Source organism: Parasphingorhabdus sp. (genome assembly GCF_039982395.1).
Lineage (GTDB): Bacteria > Pseudomonadota > Alphaproteobacteria > Sphingomonadales > Sphingomonadaceae > Parasphingorhabdus.
Map to the genome: position 1 here is coordinate 936,763 of NZ_JBDWYO010000001.1, position 19,997 is coordinate 956,759.

The window sequence follows — 19,997 nt, forward strand, 5'->3', positions numbered from 1 at the left end:
CCGATTTTACAATTTGGTCGAAAGCTGGTTGAGAAAATCGCTTCTCGGCTCCTAGCTCTGCGGCATGGATTATCCGCTATCCAAAAATTTGAAGATCTCGGCTCAGTTTTTATACCGAGCCTATCTCAGCTGTCATGCACTGCAGGCGCGAAAGCCGCAATTGTTGAGCGCATTACAATGTTCCGAATCGGAACTGCGAGATCCCGGTTATCAATTGGGTGATCAATCGATAGCCAGCCTTTGCGCGGCAGCTAGAGAAGAGCTTAACCGCATGGATGTCTATTCTTTGATCGGCAAGAAAATGGTTCCGCGAGGCTTTTCTGACTCTGGCTTTGCCGCCTTTTTCCAAGCAAGCTTTGGCGAGGGACTCATCAAGCTTGTTGAAGAACAAAGGCTGGGCGGTGAGAGGCCCGTCGTGAAAATCATGTCTCTTTCCAGCGGTGATCGGCTGGTATGGGATCATGACAAAATGGTTTCCCCGGATCTGCTTCACATCGTCTTCGCGCTTGTTTATCATTGTGGTGAATTGCTTGCAGATGGCCGTTTTAAAACTGTTAAGGCAGCCCATTTCGAGCATCCGCGCCCTGAAGGCTTTAGGCAGCTCCCCGAAGGCAATGCGAACAGAGAGCCTATCCCCTGTTACTTCAACCGACCCTCGACTTATCTGGAATATCATCCTCGGGCCATCAACATGGCCTTGCCGCTGCACAATCCGGAAATCCTGACTGCGATGCGCAAGCAAAAGACCTTTTTTGCCAGAAGCAGATTCGAGCGGGCGAGCCCTGTTAAGCTGACTTATGAGTATCTGCTATATCTTCTCGACAAATCCGGCCTTAGCCTTGATTCTGCCGCGCTAACATTTGGCATTGCAGAGCGGACATTGCGGCGTAAGCTGGTCGCGGAAGGCATGTCCTATCGTCAGCTGTTGGAGCAGGTCCGACGAGACACCTGTCAGCTTTACTTTTTGGAGGGTAGGCGCAACCTATCCGAAATAGCCGCAAAACTCGGTTATAGCGAGTTAAGTGCATTCACCCGCGCCTATACGAGCTGGTACGGCCATCCCCCAAGTCAGGACACTGGATCGGCGGCAGCGCTAGCTGCCTGAACAATATAATGTCTCTGAAAATGGTGGGCGTAGAGAGAGTTGAACTCCCGACCCCTTCGATGTCAACGAAGTGCTCTACCACTGAGCTATACGCCCACGCTGGAGGCCGTCTAGCCAGCCGCTTCGGCTGGCGCAAGGCCTAATTCAGGTCGCTGATACTGTCAGGTTCAAACAGCCGGTCGACCTCCAGAACCAGATCCCGCAAATGGAACGGCTTGGACAATATTTTTGCTTTCGGAACGGATTCCCCGGCGCGTAATGTTACGCCAGAAAAACCGGTGATAAACATGACTTGGGTTTCTGGGCAGACGGCGGCACAATGTTGTGCCAGTTCGATTCCATCCATCTCCGGCATGACGATGTCCGTTAACAAAAGATCAAATTTCTCCGCTTCAAGCAGCGGAACTGCTGCAGTTCCGCGGTCTACGGCGACAACTTCATAGTTGGCTTTCTGCAGAGCCCGTGTAAGATGCTCACGCATCGCCTGTTCATCTTCCGCGAGGAGAATTCTGATCATTTTGTCGTGCCTTCCCGAATATGTCTGATTGCAGACCGGCCATTATGCCGAGGCCAGTATATAAGTGCAAATCGGTTAATTTTTTGCCGAAATCGAGGATTTTTTTGAAGGCGTGTGTTGGCTGTTTTGGGGGTGAACATGTCCAGTTCTGTTCCAGATAGGCCAAGGTCCTCGGGATCGCCGTATTTTCTGTCAAATGTAGACGGGCCAAAATTTCCGGTGCTGGTGAGCGTACCGCACTCCGGCCGGGAGTATCCGTCCGAGTTGCTCGACAATCTGAATGTTTCAGCGTCCCATCTCCTCAGATTGGAAGACCGCTATTCAGATCGGCTAGCGGCCTCCGCTATTGGTTCCGGTTTCCCGTCGATTATTGCCAGAAAGCCAAGGGCTTGGGTCGACCTAAACCGCAGCCCTTCCGAAATCGATCCGGATATGGTGGCCGGGATGGATCGGGCGCAGACCCCCCAGATGAGTAGAAAAGTCAGAGGTGGATTGGGCATATTGCCGCGTCGCCTGCATGGCGCCGGAGACTTGTGGCGAGAAAAATGGCAGCACCGGCATGTTATGGATCGAATCGAGCAAGATCATGAACCCTATCATCTGATGGTAGAGCAACTTCTTGATCAGATTAAATCTGCCTTTGGTTGTGCGCTCCTCTTGGACTTGCACAGCATGCCATCGGTGTCCGATGAAAGCCGCCGCCCCATTGGGTTTGTTGTCGGCGACCGATTCGGGCGCAGTTGCGACTCGAGATATGCCGAACTGGTCGCTGAGCATCTAAGGTTTCATGGTCATCACGTCCAAACCAACCACCCCTATGCGGGCGGCTATATTCTAGAGCGACACGGAAACCCCGGTAGGAATATTCACGCCTTTCAACTCGAGGTGGATCGATCATTATATCTTGACCAGAGCATGCGCGAGCCGATTCCAGCGGCCGGGTCTGTCGCGAAATTGATTCGCGACTGTTGCGTGATGCTGGCCGAGCAATTGTCTGGCCGTCATCATCTGGAAGCGGCGGAATGAGTGACTTCCAATAAAAAACCACCTCGCCGGTTAGGCGAGGTGGCCAAGGTTCAGGGAGGTGGCATTTCGAAGAAATGCCTGCAGGGAACCGATCGGGGGATGCGGTCCCATACACCATCAATGTGGGCCTTGTTGGGACGAGTTGCAAGTCCCAATCAGTTGATTATTGTTCGATTGCTACTGGCCCGGTTCAGTTGAACCGGGCGAGATAACAGGCTGCCGTCCGGTCAGACTTGAACGGAAGGAACTTCCGTTACTTCTGGCATCTTGCCGGCGCTGACCTGTCTTGCGAACACATCGCGCATCAATTGCAGGGAGAAGAGATGGGCATAGATCAACGGCAAAATTCCGTTCTGGTTGAGCTTGCGAAGTTCATCGCCGCGCAGGTCACGCAGTTTTTCTTCGTTGACCATCTTGAAGCCACGATAGACAAAAGGCTTGTCAACGCCGTTCTGTTCGATGGAAACTTCGCCATCCATCAGCAATTCCAGTTTTTCAAGCTCTTGCACAAACTGGCCTGTGCGTTGACCGGCCTGTTCAAACTGCTCGCAGAAATCCAGGATATTCTTGGTCGTTTCGCTTGGTTGATCCTTGTCAAACAAAGCGTCGCCTTCTTTATATTCGCCGATCGCATCTGTTGTCGGGTCGAAGCAAAGCGACAGTTCTTCAGCTTCCGGGCTCAATTTGGCCAACATGAAAGGGTAGCGCCGGACATAGGCTGGAACATAAGCCGGTTCGCTGAAACGACCTTCGTCGTTCATGAAGGTGTTAACGCCTTCATTCAATCCCATCAGGATCAATGGTACGCTGTTGTCACCGACTGAAAACACAATCGGGTAGTTGCGCGAAGCGCTGGAAAATTCTTCTGTGGTGATCGGTATGGCGTGCTGGGACTGCATGAAAGATGCATCGTCGAGCCCTTTGACTTTCCATTTCGCATGTTCTTTGGAATTGAGTGGGACAAGGTCCTTGTAGAACATTGGTAGTGCTTGCGCTTGCGGCGTGCTCGCCATGGTCAAATTCTCCGAAAAATTACTGTTGATACCGAATAGTTGTCTTGCGCTTTAAGAGCCTGATTGGCTGGACGCAAGAGGAACGAGTTTGCCCGGGTTCATAATGTTCTTTGGATCAAGCGCCATTTTTATCGCGCGCAGCATAGAGAGGCGCGCATCGGACGATAGTCGCCCCAGTTCCGTCCGCTTGTTTTGCCCGATGCCGTGCTCGGCTGAAATCGAACCACCGGCTGCAATGACGAGGTCATGGACGAGCGGCGTTATCTGAGTGCTATAGTCTCGCATCCATTCCTGCGCCTTTGCGCCTGCGGGTGCCTTGACGTGAAAATGCACATTGCCGTCACCCATATGGCCGAATGCAGCGACTTCTGTCCCGGGGAATTTTGCCTCGATGACCGGCGAGGCTGTGTTGATGAATTTCGCCATGCCGGGGACGGGAACGCTGATGTCATGTTGCAAAGCGGGCCCATTCGCGCGTTCCGCTTCGGCAATGGAATCTCTGATTTTCCAGAAATCCTCGGCTTGCTGCTCGCTGGCCGCGAGAGTTGCATCCTCGATGAGATTGCGCTCCAGTGCTTCTGCTAGCAGATTTTCAATGATCGACCGGGGGTCTTGTGCTTCCGGTTGATCGCGGACGATTTCGATCAATACATGCCAGCTATGAGATTCTTCTAGGGGCGGACGGGTGCCTGGGATGTGGCGTAAAACTGATGTCAGGCAGGAGGCCGGGATGATTTCAAAGCCTTCCAGCGATTGCGGGGTCCGGCTATTGAGAAATTGGAACAATTGATAGGCTGCATCGGTGCTTTCAACGCCAGCCCACGCAACGCATCGGTCCACTAAGGCAGGCACGCTTTTCAACGTCGCGGCGGTGACCACTCCCAACGTGCCTTCGCCCCCCACGAACAATTGTTTCAGATCATAGCCGCGATTGTCTTTTTTGAGTGCCGCAAGCCCTTCGAAAATATCCCCGTTGGGTAGCACGGCTTCAATCCCTACAACCAATGACCGCATTGTTCCGTGGCGCAGCACCTGCGTGCCACCGGCATTTGTAGAAATGAGGCCGCCCACTGTGGCCGAGCCTTTGCCGCCCAGAGTCAGCGGGAATCTTTGGCCTTCATCGGCAAGGGCTTCGTGTAGATTTTGCAGAATGACGCCGGCTTCGCAGATAACCAACTGGTCGTCGCTCTCAATGGCACGGATCTGGTCCATCCGGCGGAGTGACAAGAGGATCGAGTGCCCGCTGTCATCGGGTGTTGCACCGCCGACCATGCCGCTATTTCCGCCCTGTGGAACGATGGCCACGGCATTTTCATTCGCAATTTTCAGAATCTCTGATGTCTCTCGCGTGTTCGCGGGAGAGATCATCGCTGTTGCTGCGCCGGTATAGCGTCCGCGCCAGTCGGTCAGCCAGGGAGCCATATCATCACCAGCACTGGTGAACCCTTTTGCGCCCACAACAGATTCCATCTGTTTCAGCCATTGCATTGTTTCTGGCATTGTCACTCCTGGGTCGTGGTCATATCTTTTTGCATCTAAGGTTCATATCCATCATCACTGCGCTGACGTGATGGACAAATTGCTGCAAGTTGCCATAGATGGTATTTTCTCAGTTCATGCAATATTCAATCGCCGTTGATATAGCGAAGACAAGGGTTAGTTAAGGGATTTTGGTGAGCCTGTCACTTACAGCAATATTGCTGCTCTCTGTGCCAGATACGCATGAGGTGCAGTCGGTGGATGATGTATCTACAGAAGCGGCGGCGACTTATGTGCCGGCCCGCCCTATCTCCTATGCACAAGTTCGAATTGAAAAACGGGTGATCATTCGGGTGCCTCGACGACGCGCGAGGCCATTGGCGCCGCGCGCCGATTTTTCTCGGGAGGCCCCGAAAATTACATATCGCGAAAAGAAAATCGGAAAATGCCTGCCAATGAACAATATATTGGGCGTGCAGATGTTTGCGGATCGATATCTTGACCTTGTTACCAAAGACCGCAGGCGAATTCGGGCGGAACTCGAGGACAAATGTCAGGCCCGCAGCTTCTATTCGGGTTTCTATGTAGAGAAAACCAAGGATGGCAGAATATGCGCCAGCCGCGATATCCTGCACTCGCGCACGGGGGCGAAATGTGAGATTGAGCGGTTTCGGGAACTTGTTCCTAAACCCTAGATCAAGCGAGAAAGCTTGACAAAATCGCGATATGCGATCATTGCCCGGCACAGCCCGAGAGGCTGAGACCGGATGCAAGGTGCATCCTATATTTTTCCGGAACCACTATGAAATTTGCCGATATCGGCCTGTCTGAAGAATTGCTGAAATCTGTAGCCGAGGCTGGCTATGATGAGCCGACGCCAATACAGGCTCAGGCTATACCTCCCGTACTGATGATGAAAGACATCATTGGCATCGCTCAGACCGGGACCGGCAAAACGGCAAGCTTTGTGCTGCCGATGATCGATATCTTGGCCCATGGCCGCTCGCGTGCGCGCATGCCGCGGTCGCTCATTCTGGAGCCGACTCGGGAATTGGCTGCGCAAGTTGCCGAGAACTTTGAAAAATATGGAAAAAATCATAATCTCAGCATGGCCCTGCTTATTGGCGGGGTTTCCATGGGGGACCAGATCAAGTCCCTAGAGAAAGGTGTCGATGTATTGATCGCCACACCAGGCCGGTTGATGGATTTGTTCGATCGCGGACGGATTTTGATGTCGGGTTGCGAATTGCTGGTGATCGACGAAGCGGATCGTATGCTCGATATGGGTTTCATCCCTGATATCGAATCCATCTGCTCGAAATTGCCTTCTACCCGCCAAACGATGCTGTTTTCCGCGACAATGCCGCCGCCGATCAAGAAATTATCGGATCAGTTTCTCAGCAATCCCAAATATATCGAGGTCTCGCGACCAGCAACGGCCAATACCTCGATCGATCAATCGCTGATTGAAATTGCTCCTAAGGGCAAACGCAAATTGCTGGTCGATATATTGGACAATGAAGGCGTCGAAACAGCGATCATCTTCTGCAATCGCAAAACCGAAGTACGGGATCTGTGCCAAAGCCTGCGCAAAGATGGTTTCGATGCCGGCCAGATCCATGGTGATATGGATCAAAGTTCGCGACTGGCGGAGCTGGAACGATTTAAATCCGGTGAAATCAATATTTTATGCGCATCCGATGTCGCTGCTCGCGGGCTGGATATCAAGGGCGTCAGTCACGTCGTCAATTATGATATTCCATGGCATCCGGACGATTATATCCACCGGATCGGCCGGACCGGCCGGGCAGGCGCAACCGGCGTCGCCATCACATTTGTAACCCGCAGCGATGCCGAGCATGTCGAGAGCGTGCAAAAATTGACGGGGATGAAAATTCCTGTGCGCCCCGAACGTAAAGGCAAAGCAGGCAACAAGCCGGCTGAAAAATCATCATCGAAGCCTGCACCGGCAAAACCGGACGCACCAAAGGCCAAAGCGCCCCGGCAGGATGATCGGCCAAAAAATCCTCGGCAGGACGATGCTCCGAAGAAACCGCCACGCCCTGAAAAGGTTCGCGAAGAAAAGCCACCTGTGGCGCAGGGCGGTAACAATGATACAGCCGATGATGGCTGGAACGGCCCGATGCCTAGTTTTCTAGGCGCTAAGCTCGACCGTTAGGATTCTGCTATTGCAGGGTGAGGCTATCCAATATCGTTGAAGCCAGCGGGTCTGTCGCCTTGGCCTGATCGGCGGCATAGGTGATTTCTGCTTGTACCATAGTGCCATCCGGTTTCCGGAGCATCCGCTGGTTCGATTTCACGCCTTCGGTCAAAATGCCCGAGGCGCGATATTCATTTTCGCCAACCGCTGCACCATTCATGGTTTCGTTGCTGTCTTCGACCGCTTGAACCGTTTTGCTCCAAGCCGCGTCTTCGCGATTCTCTACCCAACTCACCGCCAGTTTCGCGCTGCTTTCCGCGTCGACGAATGTACCGCCATTGTCATCACTGGCCGCTGCATCTGCTTTCCAGGCGTCCGGTACCAGGATCGTATAGCCGCGTAATGCGTTGGTATAGCTGTCTAAACTGGCCAGATCGACAGCCGCTTTCTCATCATCCCCGTCGGCTTCGGCGGCTTCGTCGCGAATGGCCTGACTGGCGGCATCCGCTTGTTGTGCCAGCTCTTCGCTTGATGGAACATCGCCCACCGCTTCCTGTTTTCCGCAGGCCGATAGGAGCAGTGCGAGCGTGAGAGCGGCACCGAGTGGAAGAGTTGGAAGCATGTTTTTCATAGCAGCAAGACTTAAGACCAGCGGTGCCAAACATCAATGGCGATGTTGGATTTCGGTTGGATTTGCTGCAATTACAGATGGCCGAAAATGTCAAATCCAACACAGGATCTTTCAGACATCGTTGGAATTATGCCGCGTTATCAATGCCCAAATCAGCCAGCTTACGGTATAATGTCGAACGGCCGATGCCCAAACGCCGCGCAACTTCGGTCATCCGGCCGCGATAATGGCCAATGGCAAGGCGGATCACGTCGGCTTCAATTTCTTCGAGCGGCCGCAAATTACCATCCTCGCTATATAATGTGATGCCGATGCCTTCTGGGCTGGCGATGAGGTGCGATTCATCATCCCCGGATTCAGCCACAAAGGATGCGATTTGCGGAAATTCCTCACAAGTGAGCGCATTGCGGTCGCACATAACGGCCGCGCGAAAGAGCACGCTTTGCAATTGGCGCACATTTCCCGGCCAGCGGTAGCTGCGCAAAAGATTGAGCGCTTCGTCGGTGATGCCCAGGCTGCGCAGGCCGGGTTGAAGCGCCAGGCGCGCGAGAAAATGTCGGGCCAAGGCAGGAATGTCGCCGGTCCGGTCGCGCAGCGGGGGGATGGTCAGCTGAACAACGTTCATCTGATAATAGAGGTCTTCCCGATAATTGTCATTTTCGACTTCGCGCTGCAATTTGCGATTGGTGGCGGCAATGATCCGGACGTCGAGCTGAAAACTGTTCGGGCTGCCGAGCGGCTGGATTTCTCCATGTTTCAGAAAACGCAGCAAGCGAACCTGTGTCTCGGGTGGAATCCGATCAACTTCATCCAGGAATATCGTGCCACCCTCGGCTTGTTGCAGCAGTCCAATCTTGCGATCGAAAGCACCGGTATAGGCGCCTTTCTCATGACCGAAGAGGATCGAATCGAGCAAATTGCCAGTGATCGCGCCACAGTTGAGCTTCAGCATAGGCAGTTTGGAACGGGGGCTGGCGGCATGTATGGCATCGGCGATGACTTCCTTGCCAACGCCGCCTTCTCCCTCGATCAACACCGGAACCCGGGCACGGGCCGCCTTGGCGGCGATCGCCAATGCGGCGCGGAAGGCTGGCGTAGCGCCAACAATCTCTTCAAATTCAAGCGGAACCGAAATTTTCTCGGTCAGCGGGCGCAATTCGCCGTCATCTTTCGATGATTCAACCGCGGCATCGAGAGCCTTAAGCATCAATTCCGGTGCGACGGGTTTGATCAAATAATCGGTGGCACCGGCGCGCACGGCGTCAACAGCTTCGGTAATCGAGCCAACAGCGGTGAGCATCAGGATCGGCAGGGCAGGACGACGGGACTTGAGTTCGGTAATAAGATCAGTGGCTTCCGAGCCAGGAACCCAATGATCGAGGATGATCGCATCCAGCATCATGCCGTCTTGCGTGCCAAGGGTTGCAATCGCGGTTTCGGCGTCTCGCGCATAGATTGTGCGAAACCCTGCCCGTGAGGCCAGCGCGGAAATCAAACGGCATTGTGCAGGCTCATCATCGATCAGCAGCAGTAATTTTGTGTCATTTTGCGCCATTTTTGTCCCGATTGTGCCAGAATGAAGCATATTCTTAGCGGCAACCGGTAAAGAGCCGATTAAGGGCCCATCATATTTTCTATTCAAAATGACGGTGGGTAAGTCTTGAGCGGCGAGTAATATAGGGTTACACCTAGTGCCTATTTTGAACAAAGACATGGGGAAATCATGACATCTAATAACAATATGGGACCGGCAGAAGAATCATATAGCGGCTTTTTGTCGTTGCTGAAAATTGGAACGATTGGATCCGTTCTGGTAACAATATTGGTTGTTGCTCTAATATCCTAACTGATTGGAATGCTTTGTGAAAATTGCGGTTTTGAAGGAACTCGCTGAGGGCGAGAAGCGTGTGAGCGCGTCACCAGAAACGGTTAAGAAATTTATCGCTTTGGGTGCCTCAATGACCGTCGAAAAGGGCGCTGGCGTGTCTGCGTCCGTGTCCGACAAAGACTATCAGGATATCGGGGCAACGGTCGGAACACGCGCCGCGGCCTTGAAAGACGCGGATATTGTTCTGGGCGTTCAGGGCCCTGACCCGAAATCGCTCAAAGGCATGAAGAAGGGGGCTTGGCTCGTCGCCAGCCTCAATCCTTTCGGTGAACGCAAGCGGGTCGATGAATATGCCAAGCTGGGGATTGATGCCCTAGCGATGGAATTCATGCCGCGGATCACCCGCGCGCAATCCATGGACATTCTTTCGAGTCAGTCGAACCTGTCGGGTTATAAGGCAGTGCTCGAAGCGGGGGCGCATTACGGGCGCGCTTTCCCAATGATGATGACGGCTGCTGGCACGGTATCGGCTGCCAAATGTTTTGTCATGGGTGTGGGCGTTGCCGGATTGCAGGCGATCGCCACAGCAAGACGATTGGGCGCACAGGTCAGCGCAACCGATGTGCGGGCTGCGACCAAGGAACAGATTCAATCGCTCGGCGCAAAACCGATTTTCGTGGAAAGCGTCGAAGGAATCGAAGGCGAAGGCACTGGCGGCTATGCCACCGAAATGAGCGAGGAATATCAGAAGGCGCAAGCCGAGCTGGTTTCTTCTCATATCGCGAAGCAGGATATTGTTATCACCACGGCGTTGATTCCGGGCCGTCCGGCGCCGCGTCTGATTTCGGATGCGCAGATCGCAACGATGCGAACCGGCAGCGTGATTGTCGATCTGGCGGCTGAACAGGGCGGCAATGTCGAAGGCGCTGTTGCTGGCAAGGTTGTTGAAAAACACGGCGTCAAAATTATCGGCGCGAACAATATGCCATCGAGCATGGCGGCGGACAGTTCCGCGTTATTTTCTCGCAATCTATACAATTTCCTCAGCGCATATTGGGATGAAGAGGCCAAGCGGCCGGTGTTGCCCGATGATGATGAAGTAACGATCGGGATCCGCCTCACCAAAGATGGCAAGGTCGTAAACGAGCGCTTGTTGGCGTGAAAACCCGCTCTAGCCTGATAGCCTTGCTAGCCTGCTTGCCAGCGCCCGCCTTGGCGTTCAGTCCGCAACCTGAATCTATCTCGCCTGCGGTTCTTTTCGAAGCGCAAACGGAACGCACGGATTTGCGCTATGAGATACGTTTCTATTTTGACCTAACGGAACCGGCTTGTCCTCCGGCGACTCCGGAAAAATATCGGACTGTTCTTGCAGAACGGGAAGGGGATTTTGAAAATTTCATCTCGTCCATGCAAGATACACAGCTGCTACTCGACGTGAACATCGCGGTGCAAGACGGTCGAAGAAATGCCTATGCGCGGCAATCTATCGTCGATTGCAGCTATCCCGAAGTCCCGACGGAGCTGCAGGCTAAAGTTTTTAAAATGGAAATGGCAATGGCTCGCAATCAACTGGAAAGAATCAAGAGTGCGGCGCAGGTCGCCTTAACCCGACTGGGTATGGAAGGGGACGAATAATGGACTTTATATCAATTCTCTCAATCTTCGTGATGGCCTGTTTTGTGGGCTATTATGTCGTCTGGTCGGTGACTCCGGCCTTGCACACGCCGTTGATGGCGGTAACCAATGCGATCTCCTCGGTGATCATCGTGGGTGCGCTGATTGCCGCGGCAGCAGGGTCGCAGGCGGATGGCGGCCAGACCGCCAAATGGTTGGGACTGGTCGGTGTCGTTCTCGCCAGCGTAAACATATTTGGCGGCTTTGCCGTGACCGAGCGGATGCTCGCAATGTACAAGAAGAAGGAGCGCAAATGATGCGAAATGCATTGATTGGCGCATCCGCGCTTCTATTCTCAACCCCTGCGCTCGCCTCCTCTGGTGAGGCGGTGAACCCTTGGGTCGCGACGGCTTATCTGGTTGCCGGCGTTCTCTTCATTCTCGCCCTGCGCGGTCTGTCTTCGCCGGAATCAAGCCGTACGGGCAACCGTTTTGGCATGGTCGGCATGTTGATCGCTGTGGTCACAACCTTGTGGACACATAGCATCGCAAGCCTCCCGGAAATCGGCATCGCTATCGCCATTGGCGGCGCAATCGGTTTCTTTACCGCGCGCCGTATCGCCATGACCGACATGCCACAGCTGGTTGCTGCCTTCCACTCGCTGGTTGGTATGGCCGCTGTGTTGGTCGGTGTTGCCGCCTATCTCAATCCCGGTGCCTTTGGCATCTTGGATGCGACGGGTGAAATTTTAACGGTCAGCCGTGTTGAGCTGGGCCTCGGCGTCGCGATTGGTGCGATTACCTTCTCTGGTTCGGTTATCGCCTTTCTGAAACTCAACGGCAATATGTCCGGTGCGCCGATCATGTTGCCAATGCGCCATGTCATCAATCTTGGTGTGTTGGCCGGAATCATCGGCCTGACCGCCTATTTTGCGATTGCGCCAACCATCGGTACCGGAGCGATTTTCTGGACCATTGTCGGGCTCAGCTTTCTCATCGGTTTCCTGCTGATCATTCCGATCGGCGGCGCAGATATGCCGGTGGTCGTGTCGATGTTGAACAGCTATTCCGGCTGGGCAGCAGCAGCCATGGGTTTCACTCTGGGCAATACCGCCATGATCATCACCGGTGCGCTGGTTGGTTCGTCGGGCGCTATTCTGTCCTACATCATGTGCAAGGCCATGAACCGTAGTTTCATTAGCGTGATTGCGGGCGGCTTTGGCGCAGAAAGCGGGCCAACGGAAGGCGCCACGAAGATCGACCGGCCATGGAAACGTGGGTCTGCTGAAGATGCCGCCTATATGATGAAACAGGCAGAAAATGTGATCATCATTCCTGGCTATGGCATGGCCGTTGCGCAGGCGCAGCATGCTTTGCGTGAAATGGGCGATATGCTCAAAGAGGCTGGCGTTGGTGTTAAATATGCCATCCACCCGGTCGCGGGCCGGATGCCGGGTCATATGAACGTCCTGCTTGCCGAAGCGAATGTGCCTTATGATGAGGTCTTCGAACTGGAGGATATCAACAGCGAATTTGCCCAGGCCGACGTGGCTTTTATCATTGGTGCCAATGACGTGGTCAACCCGGCGGCGAAAACCGACAAGGGATCGCCAATTTATGGCATGCCCGTGTTCGATGTGGAGAAAGCCAAGACAATTTTCTTCATCAAGCGCTCTATGGGCGGCGTCGGCTATGCCGGGGTTGATAATGAGGTTTTCTATATGGACCAGACCATGATGCTGCTCTCTGATGCCAAGAAAATGTGCGAGGAAATTGTCAAAGCGCTGTAGCGGCGGCCATCCCAACTGTGCCAAATGGGGACAGGATTTGTGCGATACAGGATGTGACGCTGGATTCTGCCGATTTTGGTCTATTTATATTTCATTGAAGTCGACGAACCCGCCTATTGAGTGATGTGCGGGTTCCAGGAATGGAATATAATGAAAGACATCGGACCCTATTTGAAACTGACGGCGGTTTTGACGTTGGCGGTTCTCCTTGCTTATCATAGCCCGGGACAGTCGACGGACGGCTTTTCGGGCGATCGGACTATTGCGTCCGATTGATCGCCTTTGACAATACTTGTATTTTTGTGCCGCAGCGCATAGCCTTTAGAGCTGTTCGAGTGGCGTTATTGTACACCGCTTGCCAAGGGATTTAATATTTAGATGCGGAAAATTGGCCTCATTGGCGGGATGAGCTGGGTATCGACCGCCAGCTATTATGAGCGGATCAACAGCGAAGTGCAGAAACGGTTAGGCGGTTTTGCCAGCGCGCATATGTTGATCGAAAGCGTTAACTATGGTGACTATGCCCGGTTGCAGTCTGATGATGACTGGGATGCGGCAGCGGGTTTGATGACCCGGTCGGCCAAGCGGTTGGAACAATCAGGTGCGACCGCGATTTTGATCTGCTCCAATGCGATGCACAAAATCTACGATCAGGTGCAACCGGAAGTTGGCATTCCGATCCTGCATATCGCCGACTGTGTGGGCGAAAAAATGGTCGCCGATGGGATCGCTTCGGCGACATTGATCGGGACCCGTAACGTGATGACCGAAGGCTTTTATCGCAAGCGGCTGGTTGGCAAAGGGATAACATTATCGCCGCCCGACGAAGAACGGGTCATGGAAATTGACCGGATCATCTACGAAGAATTGATGTTCAATCAAGCCAAGCGCGATTCCGAACGGACGATGAAAACCTATATCACCAATATTGCCAAGATGGAGATCGAAGCGGTCGTATTGGGCTGTACTGAGCTTGATCTGATCGTCGATACCAAGGCGAATATCTTGCCGATCTACGACAGCACCGAAATTCATGCCGATGCTGCAGTGGATTGGATATTGTCCGAAGCCTAGCTTTGACAGTCTAAAAACCACGGACAAGACAAAACGGCCGACATGTCCAAATTACTGACATGAGTGTCAATGCTCTTGGCATGGGCGGGATTTTGCGGCACTATCCTGCACAATTGGAGGAGAGAGATATGATCCGCAGTTTATTGGTCGCCACCGCGCTTTGCCTGAGCGCTCCAACACTCGCAAAAACCGTTACCGTCGCGCCGGGTGCCGATGCGCAGGAACGGCTGCAGGAAGCTCTTATTCTTGCAGAGCCCGGAGATGTTGTGGAGCTGAGCGCGGGTCGCTTTGATCTCGTCGATGGTCTCTCCCTGGATGTAGATGGCGTGACCGTTCGCGGCGCTGGCATGGCGCAGACCGTGCTCAACTTCGCCGGACAATTGGGCGCCGGAGAAGGCCTGCTGGTGACCTCGGACAATGTTGTGTTGCGCGATTTTGCGATCGAGGACAGCAAAGGCGACGGCATCAAATCGAAGGGCGCGGACAATATCGTCTATTATAGGTTGCGGGTGGAATGGACCCGCGGGCCGCATTCGGAAAATGGTGCATATGCGATCTATCCGGTGGAAAGCACCAATGTGCTGGTCGACAGCGTGACCACGATCGGTTCATCTGACGCGGGTATTTATGTCGGTCAGTCCGAAAATATCATCGTTCGCAATTCGGTCGCCAGCTTCAATGTCGCCGGCATCGAGATTGAGAACAGCGTCGGCGCGGACGTTTACAACAATGTCGCGGTCAACAATACCGGCGGCATATTGGTGTTCGATCTGCCCAATATTCCGAAACAGGGTGGCCGCAATGTCCGGGTGTTCGACAATATCGTGGTCAATAACAACACCCCGAATTTCGCCCCCGAAGGCAATATTGTTGCGGATGTTCCCGCTGGCATGGGTGTCATGGTGATGTCGCATTATGAGGTCGAGGTGTTTGAAAACCGCTTCGCAGAAAATGGCACCGGCAACATATTGATCGTATCCTATACCAAGGGTCAGGACGATCCCAATTACAACCCGAAGCCGATCGGTGTACGGGTGTTTGAAAATGATCATGGCCGGGCAGGCTATAAGCCTGCCTTTGCTGGTGGTGAGATGTTGAAGGCCGCCTTTGGAGGCGCCATTCCGCCGATTGTCGAAGATGGTACGGGTGACAATATCCTGATCGGGGATGATGTCGCGATCCTGTCCTTGGGTCTGACCGAACCGGGCCAGCCCTTGACCGAAGCCAAACCCTCTTTGGCGGAAGGGGCTAGCGAACCCTTTGACGGCCGGCAACTGAAGCCGATCACCTTGCCCCAGGCGATGGAAGACGCAATCAAATAGATGCGATTGCTGGTTTCCGCTTGTGCGATTGTCGCGCTGACCGTCTCGGTCGGCGCGCGGGAACCTGCGGGCGTCGCGGATGCGGTGATCCTGTCCGATGGTCTGCCACGGAGCCTTTCGGACTATCGGTTTTTCAAAGATGGTGCCGGTTGGAAGCCGAATGAACGGGTCGAGCCCTATGCGCTAAACATGCCTTTGTTCACGGACTATGCGGAAAAATACCGGTTTGTCTATGTGCCGGAAGGGCAACAGGCCAAGGCCAATGGCGACGGATTGCTGGACTTTCCGGTGGGATCGGCGCTGATCAAGAGCTTTGGTTATGAAATTGATGGCAAACCGCGCTTGCTCGAAACACGGGTGCTGCTGCACCGTGCTGATGGCTGGCTGGCCTTGCCTTATATCTGGAACGAAGCGCAGACCGAAGCCAGGTTGAAGGTGGCAGGGGCGCGGATTCCGGTAACCTTCACCGATCCCTCCGGCGAAGAGCGTTCGATCCGCTATGGCGTGCCCAATAAGAACCAATGCAAGGAATGCCACGGTCTTTCCGACGCGGTCATGCCGATTGGCCCCAAGGCCCGCAATCTGACGCATGACGGACAGCTAGCGAATTTCGTCCGACTGGGTCTGATCGATCAAAACCCCAAAGTCGAATATCGGATTCCGACATGGGGGGAAGCCAATGCGCCGCTGAACGACCGTGCGCGGGGCTATCTGGACATCAATTGCGCCCATTGTCACAACGTCAACGGCTCGGCCAGCAACTCCGGCCTGTTCCTGACCTATGAAGAGAAAATGCCGGTGCGCTTCGGTGTCTACAAGCGCCCGGTAGCGGCGGGGCGGGGCAGCGGCACCCATGATTTTGATATCGCTCCGGGTGATCCCAACGGCAGCATCATGATCTATCGCCTCAACAGCCTCGATCCGGGCATCAGCATGCCGGAAGTGGGTCGTTCCATGGTTCATGACGAAGGCGTGGCTTTGCTAAGCCAGTGGATTGCGGAGATGGACGAGAAGGACTGAGGTCCTACAACCTCTACTTAGCCCGAGCCCAATTCTGCGCCTGACAGAAAAATGCGACGCAGCCCTTCATCTCGAGTCGATTTTGGGATTTCAGGCGGACTTCCGAGCGATAGGTTTTGCCATTCTTCGGGTCATAGATCTTGCCGCGCCAGATTTTGCCATCAGGCTTGAATCCGGTCAAAATCGCCATGCCCAAAAGCGTACGACTGCGCAGTTTTTTGTTAGGATTGTTGACGTCTTTCTGGCCCGTACCATCGGGTGGCGGGACCAGATATTTATAGATGCGTCCGCAGACGGTTGCGCCGCATTTGGAAATCTTGATGATGGCATCCCGTTCCTGGGTCATCCAATTGCCGTGGATCGAGTCCGCCGCCAGTGCGGGGGTCGCGAAGGCGAGCGCTGCGGGGATCAGGCCGGCTGCGATTTTGCCGGGTGTCGAGAGTGAAAATGCCATGCTTTTGTCCTTGTGATGGGCCATTCTACCCCAAGCCTATAAAGTGTCAATCTTCGCTAGCTTGTCTCTGGTTACGCCAATCTGAACGCGGCGGAACAGGCGACCCTCTTCGGCCCAGAATATGAAGGTCAGAGATGCCAGTCCGCAGACCAGATAGCCGGCGGCAATCGGCATGATGGTTCCGTTAAATTGCAGACCGATTGCCGCGCCAATCGAAGCTGACAGCAAGGTGCGGGAAAAGTTCTGGAAGGAAGAGGCCACGCCCGCGATTTTTCCGAAAGGCTGCATCGCGATGGAGCTGAAATTCGCACCGGTTAGTCCGACCATCGCCATGGAAGGTGCAACCAGCGCAGTAAAAGTCCAGATATTGATACCGTCTGTCATGGCGAGGATAAAGTGGATGGCTGACATCAGAATGAAGAATATAAGGGCTGACTGCGACACCCGGCGCGCGCCAAAGCGCATGACGATGCGGGAATTGGCGAAGCTGCCGAGTGACATGGCACCTGCATTCAGCGCGAAGAAATAGACGAAAAGATCCGCGGCATCGAACAGGTCGAAAAAAATCTGCTGGGCTGATGCGATATAGGCGAATAACGGTGCCATCATCAGGCCGCTGGCCATGACATGGCCAAAGCTGTTGCGATTGAAGAGAACCTGACGCCAAGCCGAGACGATGGCTTTGGGACTTATCGGGGTTTTATTGTCCGGGTGCAGGGTTTCCGGCAGTCTTGCCCAGACCCACAGGAACAAGCACACTCCGGCCGCGGACAGGATCAAAAAAATCACCTTCCAAGGGGCCACCAGCAGCACCATTTGACCAAGCAGGGGCGCGGTGATCGGGACGATCATGAAGACCATCATGATGGTCGACATGGACCGCGCCATTTCATCGCCCTCATAACGATCCCGGATGATGCTGTTCACCAGCACGCCCAGCGCAGAGGCCGCCAATCCCTGAATGAACCGGGCGATCAGAAGCATGTCATAATCCCAGGCAAAGGCACATAGGATACCAAAGACGACGTAAACGGCCGTGGTGATCAGCACGATGGGTTTGCGTCCGTAGCGATCCGCCAACGATCCATAAATGATCGAGCCTATCGCCATGCCGTAAAGATAAGAGGTTATGACCGCTTGCCGGTCGTTGACCGTTAGCAGGCCGAAGTCATCCGACATCAACCCCAATGCTGGCAGCATCATATCAATGGCTAGCGCGTTTAAAGACATCAAGCCGGCAACCATGATGATCAGCTCGATACGACCGATCGGAAAAGGATGTGCTCTGTTGTCCACCGACGGGCTATGGCAAGATCACATGAGTGTGGCTATAGCAGAAATGATAAGTTTGATACTCCCGTCGATCGCCGGTACCGAAGGAAAAACGCAATGATGAAGCCGGTATTCTTGCACCTCGTATGGATCGCAATGCTGATCTCCGGAACCAGTGCGGCACACGCAGAAACAATATCGACAGAAGGCAGTTGCGCTTCCGTGCAGCCTGACATCTGGGGAGAGGATAAGCCGGATGTCACCCGGCATGATGTTGACGGGTCTCAGATTGAATCCATGTCCGATTTTAAGCGTATGATCGTCAAGCGGAACGCCGGAGTTTCCATTGTCAGAGGCGGCGATTTTTCCGGATGGGACTTTAGCGCCATTCCCCTGTCTGGCATTTGCTTTGAACAGAGCAAATTGGGGGACGCAAACTTTGCCAATGCGATCGGGCGCGGTGTGGGTTTTATCAAGTCGGATTTGACTGGCGCCAATATGAAGGGTGCTCGCATGCCCGGTATCATGTTCCGCAACGCCGGATTGACTGATGTGACAGCAACGGGCGCCGATTTTTCCAACGGCAGGTTTGATGGCGGCTGGTTCGAAGGGAATATCGAGCGCTGGAATCTCGACCGAGCAAATATGACCGGCTTCACCTTCGATTGCGGCATCACTTTAACCGATGGTTGCCCGGTCTATCAGGGTGGGGCCGGGATGAGCGCAAAGGGCGCGGACATGCACCGCGCAACGCTGCACAGCTTTGGTCTCTACAATGTCGACATGACCGATGCCCGGCTGGATCAAACGATCATCGGGCCTCGCCAATTGCCTTATTTGAAGACGGCAGAATTTCGTGGTGGCATCGTGCTGCGCGGCGGCGATAGCGATGTGCAGCTGACCGCAGAAGAAGCGCAAAATCTAATGTCTGAAAATTCCAAGCAAAAGGCGAAAGAGGCCCAGCCTGCCTTTGATTGCGGCAAAGCAGCCAGCAAGGTCGAAAAGGAAATTTGCGGAGAATATAGTCAGGACCTGCGCGCGATGGACCGGAAATTGTCGTCTCTGTATAAAAAGGCAAGGGCCGGATATGCTGGCGTCCGTGCTAGTCAGCGCGCTTGGCTAAAACAGCGTAACCGTTGCGGGGCATCGGAATATCCTATGGATTGCCTTCGGGAAACCTATAGCAAACGGATCGGCGTGTTGTTGGGCTTGATGGGCCAATCGGAGTGGTTAGGCCGCGGGGAGGCAGCGCTTTTCATTGGCGACATTTTGCCGGTTTCCGAAGATTTTGCAGATTCTGATCTATATTCCAAAATCACTCCTGCTTTGATCGGTGCGTCGATGAACGAGATTCTGATCGAGCGGGGGAAAGACGGACTCTACCAGATCAAGGGCAGTGCCGTGGGCGCCAACGCCCATTTGTGCAGCCTCTATGCCTCCCATCTCTATCTCGACCGGAAATCCGGCTGGTATATACCGGTATCGGAAACGGCGGCGGTCCCGATCTTCCGGATCATCGGCAATCGGCTAGAGATATTTGCCAATGGTCGACCGGATTATAAAGAATATCCCGAGGCATCCAATTTCATGAGCTGCGGCATGCGCGCCGGTTTTTCGGAGACGGTCCGGGTTGATGCCGACGATGCTGTAATTGAGCGCTATAGAAAATCACTGAACGAAGAAATGTAGCCG

General features: G+C 54.0%; 20 protein-coding genes and 1 tRNA gene. 13 read left to right on the forward strand and 8 right to left on the reverse strand.

Annotated elements, in window-relative coordinates:
* Positions 1 to 64 precede the first annotated feature (64 nt).
* Positions 65 to 1,105 carry a helix-turn-helix transcriptional regulator gene (locus ABJV08_RS04715; RefSeq protein ID WP_348038517.1) on the forward strand — a complete coding sequence of 347 codons (1,041 nt, stop codon included), beginning with the start codon at positions 65 to 67 and terminating at the stop codon, positions 1,103 to 1,105.
* 21 nt (positions 1,106 to 1,126) lie between these two features.
* Here the strand turns inward: ABJV08_RS04715 and ABJV08_RS04720 are convergent.
* Together ABJV08_RS04720 and ABJV08_RS04725 are read right to left on the reverse strand one after the other, a co-directional pair.
* Positions 1,127 to 1,201: transfer RNA gene (locus ABJV08_RS04720), tRNA-Val, on the reverse strand.
* 43 nt (positions 1,202 to 1,244) lie between these two features.
* Entirely contained in the window at positions 1,245 to 1,622 is a 378-nt protein-coding gene (locus ABJV08_RS04725) for a response regulator (RefSeq protein WP_348038515.1), read from the reverse strand.
* Between the two features lie 225 nt (positions 1,623 to 1,847).
* Between ABJV08_RS04725 and ABJV08_RS04730 the strand changes: the two genes are divergently transcribed.
* Entirely contained in the window at positions 1,848 to 2,648 is an 801-nt protein-coding gene (locus ABJV08_RS04730; RefSeq protein ID WP_348038513.1) for an N-formylglutamate amidohydrolase, read from the forward strand.
* Positions 2,649 to 2,875: 227 nt separating this feature from the next.
* Here the strand turns inward: ABJV08_RS04730 and ABJV08_RS04735 are convergent, their stop codons facing one another.
* Complete coding sequence (locus ABJV08_RS04735; protein ID WP_348038511.1) at positions 2,876 to 3,661, reverse strand: SapC family protein; 786 nt, start codon at positions 3,659 to 3,661, stop codon at positions 2,876 to 2,878.
* A 51-nt stretch (positions 3,662 to 3,712) separates the two neighbouring features.
* Positions 3,713 to 5,161, reverse strand: coding sequence for an FAD-binding oxidoreductase (locus tag ABJV08_RS04740; protein WP_348038509.1), 1,449 nt, complete (start codon positions 5,159 to 5,161; stop codon positions 3,713 to 3,715).
* 173 nt (positions 5,162 to 5,334) lie between these two features.
* Here ABJV08_RS04740 and ABJV08_RS04745 point away from each other — a divergent pair, with 173 nt between their 5' ends.
* Positions 5,335 to 5,835, forward strand: a complete 501-nt coding sequence (locus ABJV08_RS04745; protein ID WP_348038507.1) for a hypothetical protein — start codon at positions 5,335 to 5,337, stop codon at positions 5,833 to 5,835.
* A 107-nt stretch (positions 5,836 to 5,942) separates the two neighbouring features.
* Positions 5,943 to 7,319: a DEAD/DEAH box helicase gene (locus ABJV08_RS04750; RefSeq protein ID WP_348038505.1), complete on the forward strand. Its 1,377-nt coding sequence runs from the start codon at positions 5,943 to 5,945 to the stop codon at positions 7,317 to 7,319.
* A gap of 7 nt (positions 7,320 to 7,326) precedes the next feature.
* Here the strand turns inward: ABJV08_RS04750 and ABJV08_RS04755 are convergent, their stop codons facing one another.
* Both ABJV08_RS04755 and ABJV08_RS04760 read right to left on the reverse strand, forming a co-directional pair.
* Entirely contained in the window at positions 7,327 to 7,932 is a 606-nt protein-coding gene (locus ABJV08_RS04755; protein WP_348038504.1) for a hypothetical protein, read from the reverse strand.
* Between the two features lie 127 nt (positions 7,933 to 8,059).
* Positions 8,060 to 9,487: a sigma-54 dependent transcriptional regulator gene (locus ABJV08_RS04760; protein ID WP_348038503.1), complete on the reverse strand. Its 1,428-nt coding sequence runs from the start codon at positions 9,485 to 9,487 to the stop codon at positions 8,060 to 8,062.
* Between the two features lie 307 nt (positions 9,488 to 9,794).
* On the opposite strand from ABJV08_RS04760, the gene ABJV08_RS04765 reads away from it, so the two are divergent.
* The 8 genes from ABJV08_RS04765 to ABJV08_RS04800 all read left to right on the forward strand — a co-directional run bounded on the left by ABJV08_RS04765 (position 9,795) and on the right by ABJV08_RS04800 (position 16,579).
* Positions 9,795 to 10,922: a Re/Si-specific NAD(P)(+) transhydrogenase subunit alpha gene (locus tag ABJV08_RS04765; protein WP_348038501.1), complete on the forward strand. Its 1,128-nt coding sequence runs from the start codon at positions 9,795 to 9,797 to the stop codon at positions 10,920 to 10,922.
* Positions 10,919 to 11,395: a hypothetical protein gene (locus tag ABJV08_RS04770; protein ID WP_348038500.1), complete on the forward strand. Its 477-nt coding sequence runs from the start codon at positions 10,919 to 10,921 to the stop codon at positions 11,393 to 11,395. Before ABJV08_RS04765 ends, ABJV08_RS04770 begins: the two co-directional genes overlap by 4 nt.
* Positions 11,395 to 11,691, forward strand: coding sequence for an NAD(P) transhydrogenase subunit alpha (locus tag ABJV08_RS04775; RefSeq protein WP_066743604.1), 297 nt, complete (start codon positions 11,395 to 11,397; stop codon positions 11,689 to 11,691). The genes ABJV08_RS04770 and ABJV08_RS04775 overlap by 1 nt, the downstream gene beginning before the upstream one ends.
* The gene (locus tag ABJV08_RS04780; RefSeq protein ID WP_348038498.1) at positions 11,688 to 13,163 is read left to right on the forward strand and encodes an NAD(P)(+) transhydrogenase (Re/Si-specific) subunit beta; all 1,476 of its coding nucleotides are present in this window, start codon (positions 11,688 to 11,690) and stop codon (positions 13,161 to 13,163) included. Before ABJV08_RS04775 ends, ABJV08_RS04780 begins: the two co-directional genes overlap by 4 nt.
* 150 nt (positions 13,164 to 13,313) lie before the next feature.
* Positions 13,314 to 13,439 carry a hypothetical protein gene (locus tag ABJV08_RS04785; RefSeq protein ID WP_348038496.1) on the forward strand — a complete coding sequence of 42 codons (126 nt, stop codon included), beginning with the start codon at positions 13,314 to 13,316 and terminating at the stop codon, positions 13,437 to 13,439.
* A gap of 102 nt (positions 13,440 to 13,541) precedes the next feature.
* The gene (locus ABJV08_RS04790) at positions 13,542 to 14,237 is read left to right on the forward strand and encodes an amino acid racemase (protein WP_348038494.1); all 696 of its coding nucleotides are present in this window, start codon (positions 13,542 to 13,544) and stop codon (positions 14,235 to 14,237) included.
* A gap of 128 nt (positions 14,238 to 14,365) precedes the next feature.
* On the forward strand, positions 14,366 to 15,559 hold the full coding sequence (locus ABJV08_RS04795; protein ID WP_348038492.1) for a parallel beta-helix domain-containing protein: 1,194 nt from the start codon (positions 14,366 to 14,368) through the stop codon (positions 15,557 to 15,559).
* Positions 15,560 to 16,579 carry an SO2930 family diheme c-type cytochrome gene (locus tag ABJV08_RS04800; RefSeq protein ID WP_348038490.1) on the forward strand — a complete coding sequence of 340 codons (1,020 nt, stop codon included), beginning with the start codon at positions 15,560 to 15,562 and terminating at the stop codon, positions 16,577 to 16,579.
* A gap of 13 nt (positions 16,580 to 16,592) precedes the next feature.
* On the opposite strand, the gene ABJV08_RS04805 is transcribed toward ABJV08_RS04800, so the two are convergent.
* Both ABJV08_RS04805 and ABJV08_RS04810 read right to left on the reverse strand, forming a co-directional pair.
* Positions 16,593 to 17,033, reverse strand: coding sequence for a DUF2147 domain-containing protein (locus ABJV08_RS04805; RefSeq protein ID WP_348038488.1), 441 nt, complete (start codon positions 17,031 to 17,033; stop codon positions 16,593 to 16,595).
* A gap of 36 nt (positions 17,034 to 17,069) precedes the next feature.
* A complete protein-coding gene (locus ABJV08_RS04810) occupies positions 17,070 to 18,329 on the reverse strand; it encodes a multidrug effflux MFS transporter (protein ID WP_348038486.1) in 1,260 nt (419 codons plus the stop codon).
* A 93-nt stretch (positions 18,330 to 18,422) separates the two neighbouring features.
* Between ABJV08_RS04810 and ABJV08_RS04815 the strand changes: the two genes are divergently transcribed.
* Positions 18,423 to 19,994 (forward strand): pentapeptide repeat-containing protein, encoded by a 1,572-nt coding sequence (locus ABJV08_RS04815; RefSeq protein ID WP_348038484.1) that lies wholly within the window; start codon positions 18,423 to 18,425, stop codon positions 19,992 to 19,994.
* Positions 19,995 to 19,997 lie beyond the last annotated feature (3 nt).